This window comes from Meiothermus cerbereus DSM 11376, from assembly GCF_000620065.1.
In the GTDB taxonomy this organism is placed as follows: domain Bacteria; phylum Deinococcota; class Deinococci; order Deinococcales; family Thermaceae; genus Meiothermus; species Meiothermus cerbereus.
The window spans coordinates 172,759-181,064 of the sequence record NZ_JHVI01000004.1; the positions used below are offsets into that span (position 1 = coordinate 172,759).

The window sequence follows — 8,306 nt, forward strand, 5'->3', positions numbered from 1 at the left end:
CAGGAGTGCCTACCTGCTCGAGGAGACCCTGTGGTTGGAGGTTGAGGATGCGATGGACGGTAGTGTTGACAGTGCTGGTGAGTCTGGTGGGCTGCGACCTTACCCCGAGGGGTGGGGGGAGCCCGGTTTCGGCCACGGTATACACCTCACCCCGACGGGCCACCTGGGGCGAGGAGGTGCGGGTGAGCATTCCCTGGCGGGCGGGCTCGAGCCTGCGCCTGACCCTGGCAGGGGAGGTCATCGCGGGGGTTCGCGCCGAGGGGGAAGGAGCGGGTAGTGCGGTTATCTTCAGGGTTCCCAGCAACTTCTGGGGTGGCCCCCAGCCCCTCGAGCTCACCGAGGGCAGCAACCGCGCCAGCGGCAGCCTGACCGTTCTGGGCGAGGGGGTGGGCACCGAGGCCCTGGTCATCGTTCGGCCCGGCGTTACCGACGACAGCCTGGCCCAGAAGCTGGCTGGTGCAGGGCTGCGGTTGGTGCCCACTGCCAAGGGGGATCGCTCGCTGCCGCTGGGCGCTTCGGGGGGGCCTTGCGCTGGGCGGCTGGCCCAGGTGGCTGCCCTTCCGGGGGCGCCTTTGGCCCTGGGGGCTCTGCTCGAGCGGCTCGAGTCCGCCGCCGCGGGCCTGGTTGTAGACCTGGATGGCATCCTGGGCATCGACCCCCTTACCGGCTACGATACCGACCCCAGCCCAGCCCCCGGCACCAGCCCCATCAACGCCCGCCAGGCCATAAGGCTCAATCCGGTCAGCAACTACACCGGGGCCGGAACCGCTATCGCCATCGTGGACACCGGGGTGGCCAGCCTGACCAGCCTCAACCTGCTTCCTGGAACCGACTTCACCGACCCCGACACCCCCCGCCCCAACCTGGATGAATATGGCAGTGGAACGGGCCACGGCACAGCGGCAGCCGTGCTGGCTGCGGATGCCGCCTACGGTGTGGCTCCCGCAGCCGGGATTCTGCCCATCAAGAGCTGTAACAAGGAGGGCAAGTGCCCCCTGGCGGCGGTGATTCGGGGCATCTGCTACGCGGTGGCCTTTGCCGAGCAGAACAAAAATCAGAAACTTGTTCTTAACCTGAGTCTGGGCAGCGATACCCCCAGCGAGATTGTCTACATCATCCTCAAGGATGTCTTGATGAAGCGCGGCGTAGAGGGGATTCCGGTGGTAGCGGCAGCGGGCAACCAGTGGGCCGTTCGCAGCAGCAAATCGGGGGTGCTGCACCACTTCCCGGCCTCCTTTGGCGGCAACCGGGGGCTCTCGACCAGCAGCGACCCGGCCCGCCGCATGACCCTGCTCAAGGGGCTTTTGAGCGTAGGAGCGGTGGGGCAGTACAGCACGGGGCTGCGGGTGAGCAGCTTTAGCGGCCAGGGCGACTTTGTAGACCTGGTAGCCCCCGGTGAGCGGGTCTTGAGCCTGCGGCCGGGCAACACCGAGGCCCAGTTCACCGGTACTTCCTTTGCCGCGCCCATCGTGAGCGGTGCGGTGGCGATTATCCGCCAGGCCACGGCCCTGGTGCCCCTGACCCCAGAGGCGCTCGAGTCGGCTTTCTTAGCCAACCTGACCGATCCGGCCACCCCCGGCGAACTCGAGGAGGCCCAGGGCCGGGGCTTGCTGGACTGGACTCGAGGCCCCTAGATCAGCACGCTCACCGACTGGTTGGTGTGCACCCGCCGGATGGCCTGGGCCAGAAGAGGTGCGGTGGGCAGGATGGTATAGCCCAGGGCTGGGTTGAGCGCGATGGTATCGGTAAAGACCACCTCGCGAATGGCCGGGTGGGCCAGGTTTTCGCGGGCGTTGCCCACCAGCACGGCGTGAGAAGCCATCACCACGACTTCAGGAGCCGCCCCTGCGGCCATCAGAGCTTCCACCCCGCGCCGGATGGTTCCACCGGTGGAGATGATGTCGTCAATGATCAGGGGGCGCTTGCCCGCCACGTCGCCAATCACATAGCTGACCTGGGTCTCGCGGGGGCCGGTGCGGCGTTTGGCCAGAATGGCCAGTGGCAGGTTCAACCGCTCGGAGAGCCGCCGGGCTTGCTCGGCCCTTCCTGAGTCGGGCGAGACGACCACGGCGTTATCTGTCAAGCGCTGATTTTCCAGGTACTCGGCGAACAGGCGCACCGCCGAAAGTTCGTCTACCGGCTGATAAAAAAACCCCTGAATTTGCGGGGCGTGCAGGTCTACCGTAATGACCCGGTGGATGCCCACGTGTTCCAGCAGGCCCGCTACCAGGCGGGCCGTGATGGGCTCGCGGCCCTGGGTTTGTTTGTCCTGGCGGGCATAGCCAAAGTAAGGAATCACCGCGTTGATGCGCCCTGCGCTGCTGCGGCGCACGGCGTCGGCCAGAACCAAGAGTTCCATCAGGTGGTCGTTGACTGGGGGGGCGGTGGACTGGATCAGATATACATCGTCGCCGCGAATGCTCTCCAAAAGCCGCACCCGCACCTCACCGTCGGGGAAGCGCTCCACGGTGGCCTCGCCAAGCTGGATGCCCAGGGCCTTGGCCACTGCTTCGGCCAGGGGGCGGTTGGCATTGCCGCAAAAGAGTTTGACGTGTCCGCCGTTGGCGTGCTGCAATTCCTCTGATTCTGAACCCAGCCGCTGCTCAGTTACAGATGCAACCCCCATGCTTCCTCCTCGAGTACCCGCGCCACTGACAACCCCACGAGTTCATGTTGATACTTTAGTATAACCTTGCACGCTTCCAGGAATCGGAGTGGCCTCCAAATCGGGTCTTAATCCAGAGCAGGCCGAACCCATCAAGTGCTCAATACTTTGCCGATCAACTGGGCCAGGCGCTCGGAGGCACTTTCTAAAAAGGTTTCGAAAGCGAGGGGGGCTTCACTGCCGGCCTGGTCGGTAATGGCCCGCAGCAGGGCCATCGGCATACCCAGGCGTTTGGCCGTCCACAAAGCGGCGGCCCCTTCCATCTCGACAGCATCGGCAGCAAATACCCGCCGTACCTCTTCGGCCTCACTGCGCTGCGCCAGGAAGCGGTCGGCGCTGGCAATCCGGCCCAGGTGGATGGGTAGCCCCATGCCCAGGGCCGTGCGCAAAACCTTGGAGGTGAGCCCGGCATCGGCAGGGATAAAGCGCTCGCCGGTGGCCAGTTCACCCGGAGCACGACCAAAGGCTGTGATGTCCACATCGTACTGCACAGCATCCTGGGCCAGCACCAGATCCAGGGTTTTGAGGTCGGGGTTCAGAGCCCCAGCCACGCCCACCCAGAACGACTGGGCCGGGTTGAAGCGAACCTTGGCATAGGCTACTGCGGCTGCCGCCGCTGCTTTGCCCACACCCGTTTCGATGAGCACCACCGGGTAGCGTCCCAGCTCACCCTGGTGGATGACCCAGGGGCCGTCTACGGCCTCCTGCAGGCTAAGCAGACGGCGTAACGCCTGGGCCTCGACTTCTTCTGCAGTAAATAGCGCAACCATGGACATACCAGGCTAGACTAGCACTCACCTGAGGTAAGTGCCACGGCTTTCGCCAGGTCTGTGCGGGGTGTCGCGCCGGATGGCCAAACAGCTAGGTAATAGATAGTGGCGCCCAAATCGCACCCCGATTTGTGATATTTGCACCAAAACCCCATTCAGAACGAAACTTAAAGTAACGGACATACCCCCTGTGTGGGGGTATGTTTTGCTTGAGGTTCGGTGCATTCTATAGATAGGTTTTCTGCTACAGGAGTGTGTATGCAAACAAGGCCCAATAATCCAACGAGGCTGCGGCCACATGGAAACGCACTGGTCATAACTGTTTTGGTGGCGCTGGTCATGGTGATTTCGCTGCTTTCAATTACCACCAGCCTGACCATTGGCAACCGCCAGGTGGTCACCAACCAGGGCCTGGCCAACCGCGCTCAGTTTGCCGCTGAGTCTGGCTTGGTGAGGGGGTTGCAGAGCTACCAAACCGTGCTCAACTATCTAAAAGGCATCAAAGTAGATTTGTCTGGCCCCAGCGCAGCTACCGTAAGGGCGGCTTATGTGCAAGCCCTGTACCGTTTCTGCTACGGCAACAGCACCACAGGGCCTTCGCTCAGCACCTTTGAAAATACCCTGAACACCATGCAGACGGGGACGCTGTGCGAAGCCTTGCCCATAGACCTGAACAGTACCCCGGCTGAGGTGGGCAACGAGCGCCTGGCGATTCTCACCAACCCTTTGCTCTTCGATAACACCGTATATAACGGCCAGGTTAGCAATCCTGCGGAATACTGGGGTCGGCTGGCCCTGGGAACGGCAGGTGCAGAGGGCGTGCTGGGCTCGTCAGACGGTTTAGAAGACCGCTACATTGTGCAAGTTGACTTTACCCCGCGGCGCATTACCATTCAAAACGGTGCGCCCACCCTGGTGTTTGGTGATCCCAACAGCGCTATTGTTTCCACGGGTCGTGTGGTGCGGGGTACAGAGGTACTGGCCGAGCGCAGGGTGGCTCGAGGTGTACCGACCACCAGCCTGGGGGTTACCAATGTGACCATTCAAACCCCCAGCTTCTCCTTCTTTGCCTTTTTTGTGAACAACACTGTTCGCGCCAATGGCAGCCGGGTGGTGCTCCGCGACGGCTTTACCGTAAACGGTCCCGCTTTTACCAATGGCCGCTGGGCCTTCGAGCAGCGCATACCACCTGCAACCTTTAACTTTAACGACCAGTTTGGCAGTGCAGGTTGTGAGCAGGGAGCCGACACCTGCACCGAGGCGCAGCGTTTGGCGGGGCGGGGTTACTATCTGGGCGACGGCAACACCACCAGCACCTTTACAACCGTTCCGGCCATCAACAGCGCAACCGGACTAACGGGGATCAATCCCAATTTTGCTCGTCTGCGCAACCCAGCAGGGAACTACCTGTGCGACGATGGCAGTGGTGGTCAGGTGGTATGCGCTCCCGGCGCGCCAGCGAGTACCTGGCTCTATGACGTAAACTGGCAGCGCAACCCAATTCCCATGCCAGGCAGCGATGCCATCGCCCGTTTTGAGCGGAACGCAGCCGGTGGTATACCGACCACCACCAGGGACGAAAACGGCAACCTGCTCCGCGATGCCAACCGACGTATCCTGGTAAGCAACCCGGGTGACACAGCGGGCTTTTTTATTGATAGCAGCTTGTATACCGCTTCGACTAGTGCTCAGAGTTATAGTGGCTGGACCAATGCCCCCGGTGGTGCCATCACCATAAACCCTGCTCTCATTCCACGGCCAAGCCCAAGTGTGCTGCAAAACAACACTGGACGTTATGTAGGTACACCGACCGTTCGGGTGTACGTCGAGAACGGTCGTCAGCGTATTAGCATCACCACCACCCATGTGAGCGGGTATGCCCTCGCGGTAGAGCGGCAGTGCTACACCCCACCTCCCCCTGGCGGTGGTGGTGGCGGTGGCGGTGGCGGCGGCGGTGGCGGCGGCGGTGGCGGTGGCGGTGGCGGCGGCGGCGGAGTATGGCTGCCCCGGCTGCAAAAGCTAGCCGACCACCTGCTCAACCTTGGCTCTGTAGCCTATGCCCAAAGCGTTTCTATTTCCCCCATTACCTGCTCGAGCGGAACACCGCGCTACCGCACCTACTGGACTAACAACCCCGGTGACAGCAACATTATCCAGAACCCCAGGCCCAGCCTGCGCCAGAGCGTTACGGTGGTGTACGAGATAGACGACCAGGGCCGGGTCACTGTAGTTTCGGACAACAGCACGGGCATCCAGACCCTTCCCGACGGGGGCCTGACTGCGAGCAACAGCGCCGTACCGCGGGCGGCCATTCCTCCCATCCAGGGGCCGCCCCCTGGGGTTCGCTTCAACGGCGTGCTCTACAGCAACGGCGACCTGGCGGTGCGAAGCGTGGGCGATATCAATAGCGCCAGCGAGGCCAGCAGCAGTCGGGCTGTGGCCAGTTATCAGCAGCTATCAATATCGGCAAGAAACAACATCCGGGTTCAATCCAACCTGCGTTACCAGACCCCCATCCCCGACCCCCTACCTCCCGATCCCGACCAGTGGCCGCGCAACCTGCTGGGTTTGTACGCAGGGCAGGATGTGCGGCTTGACCCTCTGGGCTACCTTGACATTACCAGTACCAGCAACCGCAACCTGGTGATCGATGGCGTGGTGATGGCCCAGAACGGGGAAGTGCGCGGGCACCACGCTGCCTTCGATACCTGCTCAAATCCAGCCAGCCTGCGGGATGGTGGTAGTTTTAGGGTATTTGGCGGTGTGATTCAAAACCGGCTGGGGGCGGTCAACTGCGGAACGGTGAGCGGCACCTTCCGGGGTTACCGCTCCAACCACACCTACGACCAGCGGTTATTAAACGCGGCTTATCGTCCCCCGAGCTTCCCGGATGCAGCCAACACCACGCTCAATACGGTAGTTAATACCATTTTGCAGGGCAGCGGGGCCTCGGCAGGCAACCAGGGTTTCTGGCGCTTGATTGGTCAGTAGATTATGCATAAGAAACACCTCGAGCCCATCCTGTTACAGCGGTCGGGTCTGACTTTTGTAGAGATTCTGGTGGTGATGGCTATTTTTGGCATTTTGCTGACCATTGCTGCGGTCAACCTTAATGGAGCACGTCAACGTGCCCTGGTACGTGAAGCTGCAGCATCGGTGGCCACAGCCTTGTTGCAGGCCCGCAGCGAGGCCCAGCGCTACAACAGCAACGTGGTGGTGGCGCTGGAAACTGGTGGTACGGCTTTCACCATTACCCAGCTTCGCAGTGGTACGCCCGTTAGCCGCACGGTTCGGCTGCCCGCAGGAACATTGGCCGAGGTGCCTGCGGGTGGGCCAAGCACCGTGATCTACCGTGCCCCATTTGGGGTGCTGGACGGTGGGGGGGCGGCATTCTGTTTCCGGCTTGCCAGCCAGGTAGCGCCTTGCAGCACAGCCACGACTTCGGCGCCCCGCAGCATCGTGGGTATAGTAGGGCTGGTTGGAAAGGTGGTGGTGTTCAATTAACAGCCAGAACAAGGTTCGAACCATGCGTGCCCCAGCGGGCGTGACGCTAGTTGAACTTCTGATTTCTATAGTCTTGTTGGGGGCTTTGCTGGCTGCAGTGGCAGGGGCGGTGGCTACTATCTTCGGTGCTACCCGAAGTGCTCAGATGGGTATAAATGCCAATGCCCAGGCGCGCGACACAATGGAAACGCTACGCATTCAGTGGACGAGTGGGCCAACTGCTCAGGCTGCCTACGATGCCAACTGCGTTAGGATTGCGCTCCCCGATGGAGCCAGCGTTACGGTGGGGGCGGTTGATCCTGCGACCAACACCTATACGCCCCAGCCAGTGCTCGTCGTGCCGCCTGCAGGCCCTTGCCCCGGCGGAAGCTATAACCAACCGCTCAAGCGGGTACAGGTTACGGTAGCACGTAATGGTCGCGAACTAAGCCGACTCACCCTGGATTTACCTCGGCCTTAGGAGAAGTCCATGCGCATACGCGGTATTACCCTGGTCGAACTTCTGGTAGCCCTGGTCATTCTGGGCGCGTTGATGGCCGCTTTCACGGGCTTTTTTGTTTCCACCCTGCGCACTACCAGCGACTTTGACCGTCGCAATGAGTTGCTGATCGAGGGTCAAATTGCACACCAGCTACTGGTCTCGAGGCTGCAAGAGGCCTGGTTTGTGTACCCCAGCGGTCAGAGCATTATCCTCAGTTCGCCTGCTGTCTGGCAAACCACCAACCCCACCACGGGAAGCAATGTGTGGACGGTAGGGAGCAACTTTGTGGCTGTGGTGCTGCCCCCCCTTGATATCAGGGCGGCCTGTAATCCCGCTGTACCAGGTCAGACTGGTGGCTGCTACCGATTTTTTGCTTACTATCCCCTTGGCCGGGCCGCTTACGTGGCAAATACGGCAGGGGACATCTTTGCGCGTTTGCCAGCCGATGCGGCCAATGCTGGAGCCTGGGTGCTGATGCAGTACAGCGCTTTTTTGGAATCTGCGGCGGTTGTGGCAGGTAGTACGGCCCCCACGGCAGGGGCGCTTACCACCATGGGCGGAGTTACGGTAGCCCTGGTAGCTGACTATCTTGCGCCAGGCAGCGCCCCATTCGCCATTAGCGAGGTTGCGGTAGGGCCTCCAGCCATTCGCCAGGTGAGGGTCAACCTGCAGCTTAGCCGGGTTGTGCAAGGGCGTACCTTTACGGCTGGGGGTTCAGGTTCTTCCCTTAGCTCTACTGTGCAGCCACGTAACCAGGGCGTTCTGGCTCCCTAGAGACTGGTAAGAACCTATTCGAAACGAAGGCCGTTAGTTATGTTTATAGCATGAACCGCCGTCCATACCCCTCCGACGTAAGCGATGAGGAATGGGCCTTCGTGATGCCCTA

At 61.5% G+C, this 8,306-nt stretch carries 7 protein-coding genes; 5 read left to right on the forward strand and 2 right to left on the reverse strand.

Annotated elements, in window-relative coordinates; translation table 11 throughout:
- Positions 1-47 precede the first annotated feature (47 nt).
- The gene (locus tag Q355_RS0102110; protein ID WP_027876262.1) at positions 48-1,634 is read left to right on the forward strand and encodes a S8 family peptidase; all 1,587 of its coding nucleotides are present in this window, start codon (positions 48-50) and stop codon (positions 1,632-1,634) included.
- Here the strand turns inward: Q355_RS0102110 and Q355_RS0102115 are convergent.
- Both Q355_RS0102115 and mtnN read right to left on the reverse strand, forming a co-directional pair.
- Positions 1,631-2,626 (reverse strand): ribose-phosphate diphosphokinase, encoded by a 996-nt coding sequence (locus Q355_RS0102115; RefSeq protein ID WP_245597454.1) that lies wholly within the window; start codon positions 2,624-2,626, stop codon positions 1,631-1,633. The genes Q355_RS0102110 and Q355_RS0102115 overlap by 4 nt on opposite strands.
- A 131-nt stretch (positions 2,627-2,757) precedes the next feature.
- On the reverse strand, positions 2,758-3,435 hold the full coding sequence (gene mtnN, locus Q355_RS0102120; RefSeq protein WP_027876264.1) for a 5'-methylthioadenosine/S-adenosylhomocysteine nucleosidase: 678 nt from the start codon (positions 3,433-3,435) through the stop codon (positions 2,758-2,760).
- Positions 3,436-3,774: 339 nt separating this feature from the next.
- On the opposite strand from mtnN, the gene Q355_RS16955 reads away from it, so the two are divergent.
- From Q355_RS16955 to Q355_RS0102135, 4 genes are read left to right on the forward strand one after another with little or no spacing between them, the layout of a single operon-like run.
- The gene (locus Q355_RS16955; RefSeq protein ID WP_245597455.1) at positions 3,775-6,426 is read left to right on the forward strand and encodes a hypothetical protein; all 2,652 of its coding nucleotides are present in this window, start codon (positions 3,775-3,777) and stop codon (positions 6,424-6,426) included.
- Between the two features lie 3 nt (positions 6,427-6,429).
- Complete coding sequence (locus tag Q355_RS0102130; RefSeq protein ID WP_027876266.1) at positions 6,430-6,939, forward strand: pilus assembly FimT family protein; 510 nt, start codon at positions 6,430-6,432, stop codon at positions 6,937-6,939.
- Positions 6,940-6,961: 22 nt separating this feature from the next.
- Positions 6,962-7,399 carry a prepilin-type N-terminal cleavage/methylation domain-containing protein gene (locus Q355_RS16325; protein WP_084496012.1) on the forward strand — a complete coding sequence of 146 codons (438 nt, stop codon included), beginning with the start codon at positions 6,962-6,964 and terminating at the stop codon, positions 7,397-7,399.
- Between the two features lie 9 nt (positions 7,400-7,408).
- Positions 7,409-8,194 carry a PilW family protein gene (locus tag Q355_RS0102135; protein ID WP_027876267.1) on the forward strand — a complete coding sequence of 262 codons (786 nt, stop codon included), beginning with the start codon at positions 7,409-7,411 and terminating at the stop codon, positions 8,192-8,194.
- Positions 8,195-8,306: the final 112 nt, after the last annotated feature.